At 59.2% G+C, this 19,071-nt stretch carries 13 protein-coding genes; 7 read left to right on the top strand and 6 right to left on the bottom strand.

What is annotated here, in order from left to right; genetic code table 11:
* Positions 1-29 precede the first annotated feature (29 nt).
* The 4 genes from VOI35_RS05780 to VOI35_RS05765 all read left to right on the top strand — a co-directional run bounded on the left by VOI35_RS05780 (position 30) and on the right by VOI35_RS05765 (position 5,502).
* Positions 30-974 carry an EamA family transporter gene (locus VOI35_RS05780; RefSeq protein WP_407275121.1) on the top strand — a complete coding sequence of 315 codons (945 nt, stop codon included), beginning with the start codon at positions 30-32 and terminating at the stop codon, positions 972-974.
* 24 nt (positions 975-998) lie between these two features.
* Positions 999-2,084: a 3-isopropylmalate dehydrogenase gene (gene leuB / locus VOI35_RS05775; RefSeq protein ID WP_407275120.1), complete on the top strand. Its 1,086-nt coding sequence runs from the start codon at positions 999-1,001 to the stop codon at positions 2,082-2,084.
* A gap of 53 nt (positions 2,085-2,137) precedes the next feature.
* On the top strand, positions 2,138-3,160 hold the full coding sequence (locus VOI35_RS05770) for an aspartate-semialdehyde dehydrogenase (RefSeq protein WP_407275119.1): 1,023 nt from the start codon (positions 2,138-2,140) through the stop codon (positions 3,158-3,160).
* Positions 3,161-3,324: 164 nt separating this feature from the next.
* Positions 3,325-5,502, top strand: coding sequence for a FimV family protein (locus VOI35_RS05765; protein WP_407275118.1), 2,178 nt, complete (start codon positions 3,325-3,327; stop codon positions 5,500-5,502).
* Between the two features lie 626 nt (positions 5,503-6,128).
* Here VOI35_RS05765 and katG read toward each other — a convergent pair.
* The 6 genes from katG to VOI35_RS05735 all read right to left on the bottom strand — a co-directional run bounded on the left by katG (position 6,129) and on the right by VOI35_RS05735 (position 14,956).
* Positions 6,129-8,321: a catalase/peroxidase HPI gene (gene katG / locus VOI35_RS05760; protein ID WP_407275117.1), complete on the bottom strand. Its 2,193-nt coding sequence runs from the start codon at positions 8,319-8,321 to the stop codon at positions 6,129-6,131.
* A 145-nt stretch (positions 8,322-8,466) separates the two neighbouring features.
* Positions 8,467-8,943 carry a hypothetical protein gene (locus VOI35_RS05755; protein ID WP_407275116.1) on the bottom strand — a complete coding sequence of 159 codons (477 nt, stop codon included), beginning with the start codon at positions 8,941-8,943 and terminating at the stop codon, positions 8,467-8,469.
* An 81-nt stretch (positions 8,944-9,024) separates the two neighbouring features.
* The gene (locus VOI35_RS05750) at positions 9,025-9,807 is read right to left on the bottom strand and encodes an elongation factor-1 alpha (protein ID WP_407275115.1); all 783 of its coding nucleotides are present in this window, start codon (positions 9,805-9,807) and stop codon (positions 9,025-9,027) included.
* A 152-nt stretch (positions 9,808-9,959) separates the two neighbouring features.
* Complete coding sequence (locus tag VOI35_RS05745; RefSeq protein ID WP_407275114.1) at positions 9,960-10,502, bottom strand: sulfur globule family protein; 543 nt, start codon at positions 10,500-10,502, stop codon at positions 9,960-9,962.
* A gap of 105 nt (positions 10,503-10,607) precedes the next feature.
* Entirely contained in the window at positions 10,608-13,880 is a 3,273-nt protein-coding gene (locus VOI35_RS05740) for an efflux RND transporter permease subunit (protein WP_407275113.1), read from the bottom strand.
* Positions 13,877-14,956 carry an efflux RND transporter periplasmic adaptor subunit gene (locus tag VOI35_RS05735; protein WP_407275112.1) on the bottom strand — a complete coding sequence of 360 codons (1,080 nt, stop codon included), beginning with the start codon at positions 14,954-14,956 and terminating at the stop codon, positions 13,877-13,879. The genes VOI35_RS05740 and VOI35_RS05735 overlap by 4 nt, the downstream gene beginning before the upstream one ends.
* Positions 14,957-15,388: 432 nt before the next feature.
* On the opposite strand from VOI35_RS05735, the gene yegQ reads away from it, so the two are divergent.
* From yegQ to lptG, 3 genes are read left to right on the top strand one after another with little or no spacing between them, the layout of a single operon-like run.
* Positions 15,389-16,798 (top strand): tRNA 5-hydroxyuridine modification protein YegQ, encoded by a 1,410-nt coding sequence (gene yegQ, locus VOI35_RS05730; protein WP_407275111.1) that lies wholly within the window; start codon positions 15,389-15,391, stop codon positions 16,796-16,798.
* A 6-nt stretch (positions 16,799-16,804) separates the two neighbouring features.
* Positions 16,805-17,938, top strand: a complete 1,134-nt coding sequence (gene lptF, locus VOI35_RS05725; protein ID WP_407275110.1) for an LPS export ABC transporter permease LptF — start codon at positions 16,805-16,807, stop codon at positions 17,936-17,938.
* Positions 17,925-19,037, top strand: coding sequence for an LPS export ABC transporter permease LptG (gene lptG, locus VOI35_RS05720; RefSeq protein WP_407275109.1), 1,113 nt, complete (start codon positions 17,925-17,927; stop codon positions 19,035-19,037). The genes lptF and lptG overlap by 14 nt, the downstream gene beginning before the upstream one ends.
* Positions 19,038-19,071: the final 34 nt, after the last annotated feature.

The following is a 19,071-nucleotide window of genomic DNA, read 5'->3' as shown; positions in this document are numbered from 1 at the left end:
CCGCGAGCGACTGACCGAGCGACAGGGACATGACGAGCCTGCCCGCCTGGATTCCCGTCACGATCGCTGCCGCGCTGTTTCAGGCGTGGCGAACAGCAATTCAGGCGCGGCTGCGGCACGAATTGAGCGCCAGCGGCGCGGCGTTTGTGCGTTATTTCTACGCCTTGCCGCTGGATGTGCTGATGCTGGCTATCGCCTGGTGGTGGTTCAGCGTGCAAGGACATGGTGTTGGTATCGAACCGAAATGGTCCGTGGCGTTCCTGTTGTACTGCCTCGCCGGCGGGGTAGCGCAGATTTTCGGCACGCTGTTTCTGATTCTGGCTTTCGGTCATCGCAATTATCTGGTCGGCACGGCCTATGCCAAGACCGAAGCCGTGCAACTGGTGCTGCTCTCGGTGCTGGTATTCGGCATCGCCTTACCGGGCTGGGCGGTGCTGGGTGTGCTCGTCTCCATGGTTGGCGTACTCTGGCTTTCTCTGCCCGTGGAGAAATTTACGCTGATCGGCTGGCTGAAGCTGTCGATCCAGCCTGCTGCGCTGTATGGTTTGGGGGCGGGGTTTGCGTTCGCCTTGACCGCGCTGGCGCTGCGGGAAGCCAGCTTGACGCTGGACGACCAGACCCCGGTTCTGCTCAAAGCCTTGCTGGTGCTGCTGATCACCAATGCCTTGCAGGTGGGCGTGCAGGGCAGTTATATGGCCGGATTTGCCCGGCAGGATTTGCGCCAGTGTCTCATCGCGTGGCGGCGGGCTCTGCCGGTGGGGATGCTTTCGGCCATCGGTTCGGCGGCCTGGTTCACCGGCTTTTCGCTCACTCAGGTGGCGCTGGTTCGGGGCTTGGGTCAGGTCGAGGTGCTCTTTACCCTTTTGTTCAGCCATTTTTATTTGCACGAGCGCTTCACGCGGCGCGAGGTGTTGGCGCTGGGTCTGGTTGCGGCCGGGGTGGTGATGATTGCCCTGTCTGAACAGTCAAACTAATTGGAAAAAATTGGAGAAAATAGGATGAAAAAGACGATTTTGGTATTGCCCGGTGACGGGATCGGGCCGGAAATCACCGCGCAGGCGGTGCGGGTGCTTGAGGCGGTTACTGAGGGCAGCGATCTGACGCTGAATTTCGTGGAGGGCGTGATCGGCGGTGCGGCCTACGATGCGGCCGGGCATCCTTTTCCGGAGGCAACCCAGGTTGCGGCGCTGGCGGCAGATGCCGTGCTGCTCGGCGCGGTTGGCGGTCCGCAATACGACAGCCTCGACCGGCCGCTGCGCCCGGAACGCGGCCTGCTCGGCATTCGTGCGGCGATGGGGTTGTTCGCGAACCTGCGCCCGGCGATGCTGTATCCGCAACTGGCCGATGCCTCTTCGCTCAAACCAGAGGTCGTGGCGGGATTGGATATTCTCATCGTGCGGGAGCTGACCGGCGGAGCCTATTTTGGCCAGCCGCGCGGCATTCGCACGGTGACGGTGAACGGCCAGTCGTTGCGCGAAGGCTTTAACACCATGCATTACAACGAGCTGGAAATCGAACGGATCGGGCGCGTGGCCTTTGAGGCCGCAATGAAGCGCAACAAAAAAGTCTGCTCCGTGGACAAGGCCAATGTGCTGGAAACCTCCGAGCTGTGGCGCGAGGTGATGAACCGCGTCGCCAAGGATTATCCAGAGGTCGAACTCAGTCACATGTATGTCGATAACGCCGCCATGCAGCTCGTGCGCTGGCCGAAGCAATTCGATGTGATCGTGACCGAGAACCTGTTTGGCGACATCCTTTCCGATCAAGCGTCCATGCTCAGCGGTTCCATCGGCATGCTGCCTTCCGCCTCTCTGAACGATAAGGGGCAGGGTTTGTACGAACCCAGCCACGGTTCTGCGCCGGACATTGCCGGCAAAGGGATTGCCAACCCGCTGGCAACCATTCTTTCGGCGGCGATGCTCCTGCGTTACAGCTTCGGGCGCGGCGATCTGGCCGAACGCATCGAAACCGCCGTCAGCCGGGTGCTGGATCAAGGCTTACGCACGGCGGACATTTGCACAGCGGCGGATCGCAAAGTGTCCACCATCGAAATGGGCGATGCGGTCGTTGCTGCGTTAAGATAAACGGCTATTCGGACAGGCGGCGCTAGCGCCATAACAGGTTGGTGAGTAAGAACATGAGTCGAGTATTTGATGTGGCGGTGGTCGGGGCAACCGGTGCGGTGGGCGAAACCATGCTGGATATCCTCGCCCAGCGGAAATTTCCGGTCGGCAAGGTGTATGCGTTGGCCTCCGAGCGCTCGGTCGGGAAGAAAGTCCCATTTGGCGATCACCTGCTGGCGGTAGAAGATCTTGCCACCTTCGATTTCTCCAAAGTGCAGATTGGCCTGTTCTCGCCGGGCGCGTCCGTATCCGCGATCTACGCGCCAAAAGCCGCGGCAGCAGGCTGCGTGGTGATCGACAATACCTCGCAATTCCGCTATGACGAGGATATTCCCCTCGTCGTGCCGGAAGTGAATCCCCAGGCGATCGCGCAGTACAAGAATCGCGGCATCATCGCCAACCCGAACTGTTCCACCATTCAGATGTTGGTCGCACTGAAGCCGATTTACGATGCGGTGGGCATCACCCGTATCAATGTCGCGACTTATCAAGCCGTATCCGGCACCGGCAAGGAAGCGATCGAGGAACTGGCCACACAAACTGCCGCGCTGTTGAGCGGCGACCGCAAGGAGCCGGTGGTCTATCCCAAACCCATTGCCTTCAATGTGTTGCCGCAAATCGATGTGTTCATGGACAACGGCTACACCAAGGAAGAAATGAAAGTGGTCTGGGAAACCCGCAAGATCATGGGCGACGAGACGATTCAGGTGAATCCGACGGCGGTGCGCGTGCCGGTGTTCTACGGTCATTCTGAAGCCGTGCATATCGAAACCCGCGACAAGATCACGGCAGAAGCTGCCCGCGCGCTGTTGGCTAAGGCTCCCGGTGTGTGCCTCGTCGATGAACGCAAGGATGGCGGTTGGCCGACGGCGCAAACCCACGCGGTGGGCACCGATCCGGTGTATGTGGGTCGTATCCGTGAGGATATTTCAATCGAACGCGGCTTGAACCTCTGGGTGGTGTCCGATAATGTGCGTAAAGGCGCTGCATTGAACAGTGTGCAAATTGCCGAGGTTCTGGTGCGCGATTATCTTTGATGTCGTACAACGGAGTTGATGGCTGGCGCGAAGGAAAACACGCGCCATGGCTGTTCAAGCTGTGGCACAATCATTCGCAGCAGTGATGACCACGGTTTGAATTGACCTTTGTTGGACATTCTCTCCGGGTCAGGACGATCGATTTCAAGAAGGAGTGGCATGACATGCGGAAGTTGAGTTGGATGATTGCGGCCGTGCTAAGTACCTTGCCCGCTTGGGCAGGTGCGGTTGAGTTGGGGCAGGCTCGGGTTGATTCGCACCTGACCGAGCATCTCAAGGTCGTCATTCCCCTGAGTGGGTTGGGTAGTACGCCGATTGACGAAGTCAAGGTTCGGCTAGCACCGCAAAAATTCTACGATCAGGCTGGCCTGTCGTTGGATAGCTTGTCAGGCAACATCACTTTTGAGATCAAAGAGCTGGGCAGCAAGCCCGTGGTGATCGTCCATTCCAAGCGAATCATCACCGATCCCATTTTGAGTATGTTGCTTGAAGTATCTTCTGGTGACAGCCAGGTCATCAAGGAATACGACCTGCTCTTGAATCCGCCGGTTGGTGGGCGCGAGGAATCCGCTGCTGCATCGTCGGCCAGTCTCAAAGGCAGCCGGTCGAGCGGCGCGGGAAATTGGCAGACGGTACAGAATGTACCGGATGTCAGTATGGGCGGAACCTATAAGGTGCAACGCGGCGATACCCTGTACGACATCGCCCGCCGTGCCGTGAATGGTGGCAAGATTCCGGTGCGTGGGATGATGCAAGCGATCATCAACGCCAATCCTGAGGCGTTTGTAGATGGCAATGGCAACGCCTTGCGTTCCGGCGTGACCTTGAAGGTGCCAACGGCTGCCGCTGCAAACACGCCTTCTCCCGAAGCACCGGCAGCAGCGGCTACGCCCGCCGAGAACGGCGCCGCCGCCCTACCCACGACCAAGCTGGCGGCCATTGATACCCCGGCGGTAGCCGCTACTCAGCCGCAGCCGAAATTGGAGTTGCTATCCGCTGAACCCAAGGCAGGGGCAGCTGCGTCGGCCGCTTCGCCCTTGGCGGAATCTGCATCCGCATCCGCCGGAGCGGCGGCAGGTGCACCCTCTGTGACTGGTACAGCGTCGGCAGTAGCGGGGACTACCCAACAAACGGATGAGGCCATCGCCTCGATTGATGCAAAAAGCGCTGCGATGAGCAAACAAATTGAGTTGCTCAACGATCAGCTCAAGCAAGTGCAGGGTTTGGTCGCTGAGCGCAACCAAAATATTGCGCAGCTTCAGCAAAAGGTGAAGCAATCCGAAGAACAAACGCAGCAAATCCGTCAGCGTCTTGAGTCGAATGCCAATAATTTCTGGGTTCAGTGGGGGCCGTATTTGCTGGGCGGTGCGGGATTGCTGATCATCCTGTTGTTGCTGGTTGCTGTTTCTCGTCGTCGTCGGGATGCAGAATCGGAGCCGTATGTTCCAACAGGCTATGCGTCCTCATCTGCGCCGCACATGGAACCTAAAGCCGCCGTGATTCCGGTTGCCACGGCCTCATCGGCAGCGGCTGTCATGGCAGAGGAGGTGGCTGCTCCGATCGTCCCGTCGGCGCCGCCATTTAATCCGGCCTCTGTCATTGAAGAGGTGCGGTTGCTGGTTTCTTACCACTTAGACGGCCAGGCCGTGAGTACTTTGCAGGAAGCGATTCATCAGCATCCTGAGGAGTTGGCTCTTTATCAGGAGCTGGCGCGATTGCATTCCGAAAATCATGATAGCCATGCACTGAATCAGACGCTGGCGACGATTGAGGAAAAATTCGGCGCTGACCAGGTTCCCCATCTGCCTGCTGCAGACGAGGTGTCCGCTCTGCATGGTGCGGTGAATATTTTTGATGCGTCCTACGATGCGCCCGTTGCCGATCCGGTGAACGAATCTGATGCGGCGCAAGCCCCCGTCGACTTTTTGGATGATATTCCGGCGAGTGCTTTTGGCGGGAATGAGACGCCAGCGCCCTTGGCTTTTGAACTGCCTGAAACGAACGAGCATGCCTCACCCGTTTCGCTCGATTTCGACTTGGATTCCGTGGCGCCAGTCGAATCGGCGCCCTCTGCGGTACATGAAAGTGGCCTGACTTTGGATTTGCCTGCGAGCGAGCCATTGGGCGCTTCGGGTGGAGTGCATCCGATGGGCGAAGTGGAGGAGCCCTCATCGGCGGTGATCGATCCTGCGCTGGATACCCGGCTCGGATTGGTGGAAGCGTTTCTCTCCGTCGGAGATCATGAAAGTTATCAGATGATTGCGGACGAGATCGAGTCGGAAGGGAATGCTGCGCTGATCGACCGACTGCGTGAAATCAAGCAACGGTTCGGTAAAAGCTGATTCTCTTCCTGTCAAGGCAAAGTAGAGATGTCCGGAGGGTGGTGGGTCGGGGATGGTTTGCCCTCACAGGCTGGTTCCTTGAGATTCTGGGGGCGGGGTGGTGAATGAACGGCGCCAGGGATGATTGGAACCTAGGTGCCACTTTTCCTTGGGCTGGCGAGCCTTGAGGATGTCATCCACCCGTGCCTTGAGGGTCTTGTCATCGGCGGGCGTGGGGATGTCCTGTGCGGGATCGAATACCTTGTAAAACAGGACTTCTTTATCGGCGAGAAGCTCTTTGCTTTCGTCGCTATACTAGACCACGGTGATGCTTTTCCCCCATAGGGCATAGCGCGGCGCGCCGTTGGTTTGTACGATATCGCGTTGCCGTTTGCAAGACACCACCAGGTCTTTGGACAGGGTACGGGTGTGGTGGAGACACATATGCGGGTCAGTTCGCTGGCCGTGCCGGTATAGCGAATCGTCCTTGTCAGATAAGAGGCGTTCCAAAGCGTACGCGATGGCTGGAGCTGAAAATCGCCGAAAAACTGGCGCAATTGCGCGCGGCCGATGAGGCTGCCGGTGGAATGCCGGAATGAAAAACGCGCCACCGGGTGCCGGTGACGCGTCTGTCTGCTTGGGGCGGCTTATTGCAGATCGAAGCGGTCGTTATTCATCACCTTGACCCAGGCGGCCGCGAAGTCCCGGGCGAATGTCCCGCCAGCATCTGCACTGGCGTACACCTCGGCCAGCGCCCGCAGCTCGGAGTTGGAGCCGAAGACCAGATCGACCCGGCTGGCGGTCCATCGGCGCGCGCCGGTACGGCGGTCACGCCCCTCGAACAGGCTTTGCTGTGCATCGATGGGATGCCAGGTCGTGCCCATATCCAGCAGATTTACGAAGAAATCGTTGCTCAGGACCTCGGGGCGATGGGTCAGAATGCCGGTCGCGCTGCCATCGAAATTGGCATTCAGCGCCCGCATACCGCCGATGAGCACCGTCATCTGGGGCGGAGTCAAGCCGAGTAATTGCGCTTTATCGACCAGCAGTACTTCAGCAGACAGGGTGTAGTGCGCCTTCTGGTAGTTGCGGAATCCGTCGGCGATCGGTTCGAGCACCGCGAAGGAATCGGTATCCGTTTGCTGCTGGCTGGCGTCCATTCGCCCCGGCGTGAACGGGATATCCAAGTCATGACCTGCGGCCTTGGCCGCCTGTTCAATCGCCGCGCAGCCACCCAGCACGATCAAATCCGCCAGAGATACCTGCTTGCCCTTGGTTTGCTTGCGGTTGAATGCCTGTTGTATGCCCTCCAGCGCTGTGAGCACGACCGCCAGTTCGGCGGGACGATTCACCGCCCAATCCTTTTGCGGTGCGAGCCGCAGTCGGGCGCCATTGGCGCCACCGCGCATGTCAGAACCCCGGAAGGTCGAGGCGGAGGCCCAAGCGGTACGCACCAGCGTGCCGATGCCCAGTCCGGTGGCCAGGATCTGCTGTTTGAGCTGCGTCATATCCTGCGCATCGATCACGGGATGATCACAGGCTGGAATCGGGTCTTGCCAGATCAAATCCTCCGCTGGGACTTCCGGGCCGAGATAGCGGCTTTTCGGCCCCATGTCACGGTGCGTTAGTTTGAACCAGGCGCGGGCAAAAGCATCGGCGAATTCCGCCGGATTTTGATGAAAATGGCGAGAGATGGGCTCGTAAATCGGATCCATTCGCAACGACATATCTGCCGTGGTCATCATGATCGGGCGTTTTTGCTGAGCATCCTCTGCCGCAGGTGCCATGTTCTCGGCCGTCTGGGTTTTGGGCGTCCACTGCCAGGCGCCCGCCGGGCTTTTGACGAGCTCCCATTCATTGCCGAACAGCATATCGAAGTACGACATATCCCAGGTGGTCGGTGTCGGCGTCCACGCGCCTTCAATGCCGCTGCCGATTTGATCGCCGCCTTTGCCACTTTTGAAACTGCTGTGCCAGCCAAGCCCTTGGGTTTCGATGGGGGCGGCTTCCGGTTCCGGGCCGACATGCGTCGCGGAGCCCGCCCCATGCGATTTGCCGAAGGTGTGCCCGCCCGCGGTCAGGGCGACGGTTTCATAGTCGTTCATTGCCATGCGGGCGAAGGTTTCGCGCACATCCCGACCGGAGGCGATGGGATCCGGTTTGCCATCCGGCCCTTCCGGGTTGACATAAATCAAACCCATCTGCACGGCGGCCAAGGGATTTTCCAGATCGCGCGCGCCCTGGTACCGGCTGTGGGGTTTGTCGCTGGTGGCCAGCCACTCGTCTTCCGATCCCCAGTAAATGTCTTTCTCGGGTTCCCAGATATCGGCCCGACCCCCGGCGAAGCCGAAGGTTTTGAACCCCATGGTTTCCAACGCGACATTACCGGCCAGAATCATCAAATCGGCCCAGGAAATGGCGCGACCATATTTTTGCTTGATGGGCCACAACAAACGGCGTGCCTTGTCGAGGTTGACATTGTCCGGCCAGCTATTGAGCGGTGCAAACCGCTGACTGCCGCTGCCTGCGCCGCCCCGGCCATCGCCGGTGCGGTAAGTGCCGGCACTGTGCCAGGCCATGCGGATGAAGAACGGGCCGTAATGCCCATAATCCGCTGGCCACCAGTCTTGTGAGTCGGTCATCAGTGCGGCGAGATCTTGCTTGACTGCGGCTAGATCAAGCTGTTTGAAGGCTTCGGCATAGTTGAATGCCGGATCCATGGGGTCGGATTTATCGGAATGTTGCCGCAGCACATCCAGATTCAATTGATTCGGCCACCAATCCCGGTTGGTTTTCGCTTCGCTGCTGCTGTGATGAAACGGGCATTTGCTGTCTGACATGATGAGTTCCTCGCGTGATTCCTGTCGTTGTGATTTTCCGTGCATACAAGATGCGAGGATCATTAAAACGGCAGAAATCCATTGCCGCCAATTGCATTTAATCGTTTGAACGATAGTTTTTGTAAATCGAATTGGCGGCGACCGCTCAGCGCGGTGGGAGAGGTGGGGCGGGGTAATACGGTGCCGGCGGGGGCGGCGCACTTTGTGGCATGAACTGGCTGAAAAAGGACATCGGACGGCCAACGGCCTGATTCATCTGCCCAATATCCTGCCGGAGATACAGGATTGATTGATTCATGACCTGCATGGTTTGTGTGACTTGCGCGAGGTTCATGGCCAGTGTGTTCGTATCCCCCCGCATCTGCGTCATTTCGCTGGCAACCGTGGTAAACGCATCACTCATGTTGTTGAGATTCTGCTGAACCGAGTCGGTCATCCGGGTCATGTTGCTGGCGATGGTGGTAACGCTGCGGTCGAGATTCGCCACGCTCTGGGTCAGGTTGTACACCAGATAAAAGCCATAGCTAGCGAGGATCAGGAAGGCGATCATGCCCACCCAGACGGTCAGGCGCAGGGTGCGGAATTCAGACGGGGGCGGTGGGGTTGCAGTCTCTTGCGACACAAAATACTCCTCGGAAAGTAATCAAAATGAACAAAAGCGGCAGGCATGCGGCACCCTTGCGACCCGTGGGGTGCCGGTGGATCAGACGGTGTCTTTTTCCCAGGCGAAGCCATCGACCCGTTTGCCAAAGAACGGCCAGACCCACATCTGCCACAGGCTGATGATCCACATGAAGCTGGAGGCGAGCGAATAGCCAATCCCGCCGATCAGGGTGAGGTAGGCGAACTGCCAGTAAAACTTGGTCAGCCACCAGGAGGCGATATCGGCCACCAGAAACAGGAAGGGGAAGAAGATCACCACGGATTTAAGCCAGCGTGGCACGCCACTGGCGAAGCTGAAAATCAGTCCGGCAAAGAAAAAGATAAAGGAAATCCCGAACAGGTGAATGTGGGAAAGTCGGGTCAAATCCTTGAATGAGGCGCCTTCATCCACCTTGGCGACTTTGGCCACCTGGGCATAGTCTTTGAAATTGGGAATGTTCGGCAGCACGCTGTGACATTTGGTGCAGTATTGATCGAACACGGCTTGGTAGTGCGGTGCCCAGTCTTTTTCTGGCGCGCCCTCGCGCACCCATTTGATGATGTCGGTGCGAACCGGCGCGGGCGCCATCGGTTTCATTTGGCCGTTGAGCATGGCTTCGAGCTTGCTGCCGCTGCGGTTGCCGTAGTAACTGTAAATGATGTCGTTGACAGATAACCCCGGTTTGCCGTCGGCCATGCCGTGGGTCAACAGAATTTGTACGCCCGCCATCAGCAGGCCGAGTCCGGCGGCCATGAGATAGCCGGTAAACAGCGCTTTGACTGTCAACGGCAGGCGAGAAAGATTCAGCCAGGATAAGTTCCCGGTCGATGGTGTGGTGTGCATGAGAGCCCCCTGGATGCATGAGCCTTTTGGGCGCGTGCGAAATCTGTAAAACGGCATGTCTTCTGAGTGCGCATGCCGGAGGGCGGTGCTTTGGCACCGCGAGATTGTGGCCGGCGATTTCCCGGCCTATTTTTCCGGCTTATTTTCCCTGTTTATTTTTTCTCAGCCGGTTTGTGCTCGGCGGCTTTGGCATCGGGTTTCGGTGCCTCAGCCGGTGCGGCTGGTGCGGTCATCGGCTGCGGGGCATAGCCGTAGCCATAACCATAGGGTGCGGGGACGGGCATCGGCGGCATGGGCACCGGATAGGTGGGATAGCCGTACACCGGGGCGGCAGGGTAAGCAGGTGCCGGGTAGGCCGGCGCAGGATAGTTCGGTGCCGGATAAGCAGGCGCTTGTTGCGCTGGCGCGGGGTAGCCGTAACCCGGTGCGGGGTAGGCCGGGTAACCATAGCCCGGATAGCCGTAACCCTGACCGTACCCCTGGTTATAGCCGTTGAAGCTGGGGTTGGCGTTGCCGCGACCCTGGAAGTTCATCGAGAATCCGCCAGACGCATCGCCTTGACCTTGGCCTTGACCTTGGCCATAGCCGCCATTGTTGAAAAACGGCATGTCGAAGGCACTGGCGGTGCCCGCGCCGATTAAGCCCACACCGAGTGTCGTGGCCAGCAGGGTTGTCTTGAGCAATGTTTTCATCATATTCACCTTTCATCACAAGGACATATCCTCGGTTTCCCATCCGTTGACATGTCCGGCCGATTGGCCAGTTGAAGTCGCCCGCTTCCTGCGGTGACCGAAGAAGCGTTATTCGTGCGAGGCGGGTGCCGCGCTGGGCGGAGCCTCCGGCAGAATGGAGACACAGTTGCTGCACAGCGCTTTGCGGGCGGTAATGCAGCCCAGCGGGATCACAACCAGGGTCAGCAGGGTCGAAACCACCACGCCAAACAGCAGGGAGATGGCCATGCCCTGAAAGATCGGGTCGGTCAGAATCACCGAGGAACCCAGCACCAACGCCAGGGCAGTAATCAGAATCGGTCGGGTGCGGCTCTGGCAGGCGCGCACCATCGCGATTTCCACCGGTACGCCTTGGGCGACCTGGGCACGCGAGAAATCGACCAGCAGGATCGAGTTGCGCACGATGATCCCGGCCAGTGCGATAAAGCCGATCATCGAGGTGGCGGTAAAGTCGGCGTTCATCAGCCAGTGGCCGGGAATGATGCCGATCAGCGTGAGGGGAATCGGTGCCATGACGATGCCGGGGATGACGAAGTTGCGGAACTCCCAGACGATCAGCCCATAAATCAGGATCAGCGCGACCCCGAAGGCGATGCCCATGTCGCGGAAGGTCTTCCAGGTGACCGTCCATTCGCCGCCCCAGCGAAAACCCACCTGTTCTGCGCTGTCGGATGGCGTGGAAAAATACTGTCCGGCGCTCGGTGTGGCATGGGCTTTATTCAGCCAGTCATCGACCTGGAACATGCCATAGATCGGCGCGGCAAAAGCCCCGACCGCTTCGCCGGTTACATACTGCAGGGGGCGCATATCCTTGCGGTAGATCGGTTGATCGGCCGTCCGCAGGCGGAATTCCCCCACGGCACCCAACGGAATCCGCGTGCCATCGGGCAGCACCTTCACCGGCATCGGATAGAGCGTAGTCGGGTCGAGCTTGTTGCGGTCGGCGGTTCGCATCACGATCGGCAGCGGCTGCGTGGTGGCCAGCGCGCGAATATCACCGATCGACTGATTCCCCAGCACCAGTGCCAATGCCTGATTGATTTCGGTGACTTTCACGCCAAGCCGGTCGGCTTTTTCGCGGTTGATGTCAAACACCCAGTCCTGATGCGTGGCTTCGATGCCGCTGCCAACATCCCCGATGTTCGGTGCCGCATGAAAGGCGGCCAGAAGGGTGTGTGCATAGGCGTCGCGCGCGGCGGCATTCGGCCCGTAAATTTCCGCCACCACGGTTTGCAACACCGGCGGTCCCGGCGGCATTTCGACGATTTGCAGCCGGGCGTGATACGGCTTGGCCAGCGCGGCCAGTTCTTGCCGGGCACGGTCGGCGAGGGCGTGGCTGGTGACCGAGCGGGCGTCTTTATCCGTGAGCTGGACTTGCACTTCCGCCTGCCAGGGCTCGTGCCGCAGGTAGTAATGGCGCACCAGTCCGTTGAAGTTGAATGGCGCGGCCGTACCAATGTAGCTTTGGGTGGAAATGACCTCCGGCCACTGGCTGATCTTCTGGGCGATCTCGGTGGCAAGGCTGCCCGACTGTTCCAGCGTGCTGCCGGCGGGCAGATCGATGACGATGTCGAATTCGGGTTTGTTGTCGAAGGGCAGCATCTTCACATGCACCGCCTTGAAGTAAAACAAGGCGCAGGAGGCAAAGAAGGCAATCACCACCCCGATCAAAAACCGGTTGCCGCGTTTGCGGTGGCGGTACATGCCGAGCATGACCCGCTCATAGAAAGCACCGAGCCGTTCGGATTGCCGGTGTTCCTTGGCGGCCGCCCGGTTCAACACGGCCAGCGGGGGCATGAACTTGCGGGTCAGCCAGGGCGTGAAAATGAATGCGGCGATGATCGAAAACGCCATGGCGACCGTGCCGAGCGCCGGGATCGGCTCCATATACGGCCCCATCATGCCGGTGACGAATCCCATCGGCAGCAGGGCGGCGATCACGGTGAAAGTCGCCAGAATGGTCGGATTGCCGACTTCATTGACCGCATCGACCGTCTCGCGGATTGAGGTGTCGCCACTGATCAGCCAACGCCGGTAAATGTTCTCGACGACGACGATCGCGTCGTCCACCAGAATGCCGATCGAGAAAATCAGCGCGAACAGACTGACGCGGTTGATCGAATACCCGAGCAGCCAAGCGGCAAACACGGTGAACAAAATGACCACGGGAATGATGGCCAGCACGACCACGGCCGCCCGCCAGCCCAGGGTGAGAAACACCAGCACGGTCACAGCCAGGGTGGCAATAAAGAGCTTGAAAATCAGCTCGTTGACTTTGGCGTTCGCAGTCTTGCCATAGTCGCGCGTGACCGAGACTTGAACATCCTGCGGAATCTGGTGTTTCTTCAGCTCGGCGACTTTGGCCAGAATGGCATCGGCTACGGCGACGCCATTGGTTCCGGATTTTTTGGCGACCGCGATGGTGACGGCGGACTGACCAACCCCGACAGACTCAGAGTGGCTGGCCTTGCCGGGGGTATAAATGACCGCGCTTTGCCGCGCGCCGGGGCCGTAGTGCAGGGTGGCGACATCCCGGACATACACCGGCTTGTCGGCGAAGGTGCCCACCATCACATCGCCCACATCCTGCGGCGAGGCGAGCTGGCTGCCGCTGTAGATCAGCCGATGCTGGTTACCAGCAGTGTTTTGGCCGACTTGCCGCTCCTCATTGGCTGCCGTGATGGCCGCCGCCACCTGCTGTGGAGACAGGTGAAAGCTGGTCAGTTTTTCCGGACTCAAATCCACTTGCACGGCCTCGGTTCGGCCATGCACCACAAAGCTCGTGCTGACGCCGGGAATCTCGTGCAGTTTCGAGATGAGCTCGGAGCCCAGCAGATTCAGCGCGGCATCATCCACGGTTTGTGAATGCAGGGTCAGGGTGACGATCGGCACATCGTTGATGCCCTTCGAGCGAATCAGCGGCCAGGTCGCGCCCGGCGGCATCTTGTCCATATTCGACTGGATGCGATCGTAGATTTTCACCAGCGAAGGTTCGGTTTGCTCACCTACCTTGAAGCGCACCGTAACCAGCGAGTGGCTGTCGGTCGAGGTGGAGTAGACATGCTCCACCCCTGAGACTTCGCGCATGATGCGTTCGAGCGGCTCGGTCACCAGCCGTTCCACTTCGCGCGCCGAGGCACCCGGCAGGCTGATCGCGATATCCACCATCGGCACGGAAATCTGCGGGTCTTCTTCGCGCGGTGTTTGAATCAGCCCGATGATTCCGGCACCGATCGCTGCCAAAAACAGCAGGAAGGTGATGGGATTCTGGATAAAGGCATCGGCCATGCGGCCAGCCAGCCCCCAGCCTTGGGTTTTTTCAGCGGTGGAAGGCGTGCTCATGGCTGCACCCGCACGATGTCGCCCGCGGATAAACCCGCACTGATCAGCAAGCGGCCATCGGGCAACCGTTCCGAAACCCGGACGATGCGGGTGGCGTAATGCCCATCCCCCGTGACCACCTCAACCATCGGCAGCGCACTGCCGCGCAGCAGGGTATTGGCCGGAATCACGAGGGCATGGCTGGAATGGCTGGGTGATCTCGGCAGTAGGAGCTCGATATAGTCACCAAGCTTCAGACCGCTTTCCGGCGGCAAATCCAGCAGCACCTGTTGGGTATGGGTGCGGGCATCCACGGCCGGTGCGACCTCGCCGACCACAGCGGTCAGCAGGCGATTACCATTGACCCGCAGCGTAAATGGCTGCCCCGGTGCTACGGTTTGCGTCATATCGACCGGAATATCGAAGGCCGCGCGTAACCGGGCGACATAGGCCATCTCGATCAACGGCTGACCGGCCTGGACGATTTCACCGGCTTCGACCAGTCGCCGGGTCACGATGCCATCCATCGGCGCAGTGACGGCGCCATACCCGACCTCGGCCTGTAAGGCGCGTTCCTGCGCCTTGAGCTGATCAATGCTGGCGCGAGCCTGATTGATCCGGTTGACCCGTGCAAGCCAGGCATCGACGCCCGAGTCGCCGGGCACGCCAAACATCGACCCCATCATGGCGCCCATCATCCCGCCGGGTGTGCCGCTACCCGGTAGGGCATAGATGGCATAGTCCAGCGTGCTTTGCGCCGCCGTGAGTTGTGCCTTGATACCGGCGAGCTGCTGCCGCAGCACATCATCGTCGAGCGCGGCAACCGGCTGATTGAACTGCAACATCATGCCGGTGCGGGCATAGAGCGCCGTGATGCGGCCTGCCCGCTGCGCGGCCACCGTAACGGCGCGATACGGCACGACCGTCCCACCAATTGCCACCGCATTAACATCCACCCCGGCAGGCTCTGCCAGAACGACACCGGGTTCGGTTTGCGCCTGCGCCAGTGCCGGCAATGCACTGCCGGCGCATAGGGCGAGCAGCGCGGCGGGCAGGATTTTTTGGCGTGAGATCGGGATGAAATATAAGTACTTCATTAATTACTCGATAATCAGGTTTGTTTGAAATGGGTTTGGCTTTTGGATTTTCAGTTAATAAAGTTATTTGAAAATTTTAATGTTCTTATATACTTAAAATTTTTCTTATTATCCATTATTTTTATGAGGAAATTTGCGGGGGTTCCGGTTCAACTAATTGATTTATAATGTCATATTGGTGATGTAAATTAATAAAATTCTAATATTTAGGTGTTTTTTCCACGAAAATTCATGGGAAATTCATGCGGTTCGGGTCGCATGGCGTGATGGAGGGTGTGACGGGGTTTTCTGATTAATGAATCAGGATTTTCTGATATTCAAATATGCCGGGAGGTCGGATGTTTTGGGTTAGCGTATGGCGCCCGACGCGGTGGCATCTGGTGTTGCGCCTAAACCGGCTACAATGGCGCACCTGTTTTGCTGAGGTGTGCCATGCGAGCCCCTGAACTTTTATCCCCGGCGGGAACGATCAAATCGATGCGTTATGCCTTTGCCTACGGCGCCGATGCGGTGTACGCCGGGTTGCCGCGCTATAGCCTGCGGGTGCGGAACAACGATTTTCTGGAAGACAACCTGCGCATCGGTATCCAGGAGGCGCATGCGGCGGGGAAGAAGTTTTTCATGACGGTGAATCTCTCGCCGCATAACGCCAAGCTCAAAACCTTTATCAAAGACATGACGCCGTTGGTCGAGATGCAGCCGGATGCGTTCATCATGGCCGACCCCGGTCTCATCATGATGGTGCGCCAGCAATGGCCGGATCTGCCGATTCATCTCTCCGTGCAGGCCAATACGGTGAACTGGGCTGCGGTGGAATTCTGGAAAAAGATCGGGGTTTCGCGGGTGATTCTCTCGCGCGAGTTGTCGCTCGATGAAATTGCCGAAATTCGTGACCGTTGCCCGGATACGGAGCTGGAGGTGTTCGTCCATGGTGCGCTGTGTATCGCGTATTCCGGGCGTTGTCTGCTCTCCGGGTATTTCAATCATCGGGATCCGAATCAAGGCACCTGCACCAATGCTTGCCGCTGGGAATACAAGCCGAGTGCCGCCGAAGCCGATGTGGCGGGGGTTTATCGTCCCGCTGCGGAGGAAATTCTGCCGCTCGATGCCTTCGGTGCGAATGGCGGCGGTGCGCTGGATTTAAGTGGCAGTCAGGCCGAAGCGTTTGGCCCCACCGGCGCCGATCAACGCCATCCGCTGGCCGATCAGGTGTATTTTCTGGAAGAGCCGAATCGCCCTGGAGAACTCATGCCGATCGAAGAGGATCAGCATGGCACCTATATTCTCAATTCGCGGGATTTACGGGCGGTCGAGCATGTGCAGGCGCTCACCCGGATCGGCGTGGATTGTCTGAAGATCGAGGGGCGCACCAAGTCGCATTACTATGTGGCGCGCACCGCGCAGGTCTATCGGCGCGCCATTGATGATGCGGTGGCGGGTAAACCGTTTGATCCCTCGTTGATTGCCGAGCTCGATAATCTGGCGCATCGGGGCTACACCGATGGCTTCTTCGAACGGCACCACACCAAGGAATATCAAAATTACCTCGAAGGGGTCTCGAAACACCGCGCGCAGCAGTTTGTGGCGGAAATTGCCACGGTGTCGGGGGATTGGGCGGAGGTCGAAATCAAAAACAAACTGGCCGTCGGGGATGTGGTGACTTTCATGCTGCCGGAGGGCAACCGGGACGAGCCGTTGGCCGACATGCAGACGCTCGCCGGTGAGCCGCTGCAGGAAGCGCCGGGTGGCGGCTACCGGGTGCGGATTCGGCTGCCGCAGGGGGCGGGTGCGCAGGGTGATCGGCTGAAATATGGCCTGATTGCGCGCCATTTACCGGCCTGATTGCCGATGCGGGTGCTCACGCGTTATCTGTGGCGAGAAATCGGGCTGGCGGCGCTGGCGGTGGGGGGCGCGCTGTTTCTCATCATGATGGCGAATCTGCTGGCACGGCTGCTGTCGGCGGTGGCCGAAGGCTCCTTGCCCAGCCAGCTGTTGTGGATGATGCTTGGCTTCAATGCCATCAAACTGTTGATTTATGTTCTGCCGGTTGGACTGTTCATCGGGGTGATGTTTGCCTTGGGGCGGATGAGCCGCGATTCGGAACTCTCGGTGCTGCGTGCCTGCGGGTATGGTCCGGCAAAACAGACCCGGGCGCTGCTTGGACTGGCGTTTCCGGTGATGCTGCTGACCGGGTTTCTGTCCTTATGGGGCTATCCGGCCGTGCAGCAGGTGCAGGATCAATTGCTGGCTTCGGCCAAATCCGATCAAGTGCTGGCGCAGATTCCCACCGAGCGCTTCATCGAAGATGCCTCGGGTCGGGCGGTGCTGTATGTCGGCGGCCGGCGGAAGGACGGCTATGTCGATGTGTTCGCGTTCAACAGCGCGCTCAACCCTGCCAATCCACGGCAACAGCCCGGCGTGGAAGCGGCGCCATTCGGCACACTGAAAACAGCGCCGGATGGCCATCGGTACATCGTGCTCTCGCAGGGGCGGCGGATTGAAGGTCAGGCGGGGGCGACGAACTGGTCGGTGGTGGATTACCAAACCCATGAAATTCTGATCCCCGGGCACGACGACAGCGCAACGAATCCGACCAAACGCATGCAGTCGTCCTGGGCATTGTTGCATTCGTCGGTGCCCGCCGATCAGGCAGAGTTTTTCTACCGCATTTCCCAAATGATTTCCGTGTGGGTTCTGGTGTTGATCGCCGTGCCTTTGGCGCAGAATCGGCCGCGTTCTGGTCGTTATGGACGCCTGTTCTGGGCGTTTTTGTTGTATGCCCTGTATTTCAATTTCATCGCCCTGGGGCAAAACCTGATCAAGCAAGACACGCTGACCCTGTGGCAGGGGCTGGCCATCGTCCACGGCGTATTTTTGCTGATATGGGGGCTACTGCGCTGGGCGCAGAGCGGCGGGTGGCGACGCCTGCTCGCCCGCGTTCGCCCAGTACCGCAAGGGGGGGCTGCGCATGGGCGTGCTTGATCGCTATTTGATTCGCACGGTGGTGTTGGGTGGGCTGGGTTCCACCGCAGCATTTGCCTTGTTGATCGTGGTGTTCGGGGCGATCGATGAGTTGTCCCGAACCGGCGGAAATTATGGTTTTTGGCAGGCTCTGGCGTTTGTCGTGTTGACGATGCCCGGCTATCTCTATGATTTTTATCCGGTGGCCATCCTGGTGGGGGGGCTGCTGGCGCTGGGCGGACTGGCCGCCCATTCCGAGCTCACCGTCATGCGCACGGCGGGCATGTCGATGATGCGTCTGGCGCGTCCGGTTCTGGTGGCCGGGGTCATTCTGGCGTTGCTGGGTATGCTTATGGGCGAAACCGTGGGCGCCTGGGGGCAGGAAAAGGCCAAACAAATGCGGGCGCAGCTACAGGATCAGGGCGTGAGCATGAATTTGAAATCGGGATTGTGGATGCGGGATGGTCATCGGTTCATCAATGTGCGTCAGGCGCTGGTGGGCGGGCGGCTGAACGAGGTGCGGGTGTTTACGCTCAATGCCCAGGGACTGCCGGAATCCATGATGTTCGCCCAGTACGCCACGAGCGAAGGCGGGGATCGCTGGCGTTTGCATCAGGTGGAACAAACCCGGCTTCTGCCCTCGGCAACGGGTGGACAGGTCGTGACCCAAAGCCAGGCGGAGCTTTCCGATGTGCCGCTGTTCTCTCAGGCCGTTTTGCGCGTTGCGGTGCTGAATCCACATCACATGAATATCGTGGAGTTGCTGCGCTATGTGCGCTATCTAAATGCCAACCATCTGGATGCGACGAACTATCTCTCTGCCCTTTGGGGGCGAATCTTTGCGCCGGTTTCGGTGTTGGTGATGCTGTTCATCACCCTACCGTTCGTATTCGCCCCCCAACGCGGCGGGGGTGCCGGTCGCTGGTTGTTCATCGGGATTTTGTTGGGGGTGGTGTATCTCACCCTGGTGCAAATCTTGTCCGCCTTTGCCCCGGTATATGGGGCGGGGCGCGCGTGGGTGTCTTTTTTTAGCGCGTCATTGCCGCCGATGCTGTTTGCCGGATTGGGCTATTGGGCGATGCGTCGATGGATGCCGGGCTTGTTCGCGCGCGGGCGGTGATAGGCTGCCGCTTTGATCGACGCGGTAGGGTTGT

The organism is Halothiobacillus sp. DCM-1, assembly GCF_045689735.1.
Lineage (GTDB): Bacteria > Pseudomonadota > Gammaproteobacteria > Halothiobacillales > Halothiobacillaceae > Halothiobacillus.
Note: the sequence above shows the minus strand (reverse complement) of the source record. Positions and strands in the feature narration are given on the sequence as shown.

Excerpts from the sequence above, each read along its gene's own strand:
- VOI35_RS05780 (WP_407275121.1), top strand. The coding sequence starts at position 30 with ATGACGAGCCTGCCCGCCTGGATTCCCGTCACGATCGCTGCCGCGCTG.
- VOI35_RS05735 (WP_407275112.1), bottom strand. The coding sequence starts at position 14,956 with ATGAAGTACTTATATTTCATCCCGATCTCACGCCAAAAAATCCTGCCC.
- yegQ (WP_407275111.1), top strand. The coding sequence starts at position 15,389 with ATGCGAGCCCCTGAACTTTTATCCCCGGCGGGAACGATCAAATCGATG.
- katG (WP_407275117.1), bottom strand. The coding sequence starts at position 8,321 with ATGTCAGACAGCAAATGCCCGTTTCATCACAGCAGCAGCGAAGCGAAA.
- VOI35_RS05740 (WP_407275113.1), bottom strand. The coding sequence starts at position 13,880 with ATGAGCACGCCTTCCACCGCTGAAAAAACCCAAGGCTGGGGGCTGGCT.
- VOI35_RS05750 (WP_407275115.1), bottom strand. The coding sequence starts at position 9,807 with ATGCACACCACACCATCGACCGGGAACTTATCCTGGCTGAATCTTTCT.
- VOI35_RS05770 (WP_407275119.1), top strand. The coding sequence starts at position 2,138 with ATGAGTCGAGTATTTGATGTGGCGGTGGTCGGGGCAACCGGTGCGGTG.
- lptG (WP_407275109.1), top strand. The coding sequence starts at position 17,925 with ATGGGCGTGCTTGATCGCTATTTGATTCGCACGGTGGTGTTGGGTGGG.
- leuB (WP_407275120.1), top strand. The coding sequence starts at position 999 with ATGAAAAAGACGATTTTGGTATTGCCCGGTGACGGGATCGGGCCGGAA.
- lptF (WP_407275110.1), top strand. The coding sequence starts at position 16,805 with ATGCGGGTGCTCACGCGTTATCTGTGGCGAGAAATCGGGCTGGCGGCG.
- VOI35_RS05745 (WP_407275114.1), bottom strand. The coding sequence starts at position 10,502 with ATGATGAAAACATTGCTCAAGACAACCCTGCTGGCCACGACACTCGGT.
- VOI35_RS05765 (WP_407275118.1), top strand. The coding sequence starts at position 3,325 with ATGCGGAAGTTGAGTTGGATGATTGCGGCCGTGCTAAGTACCTTGCCC.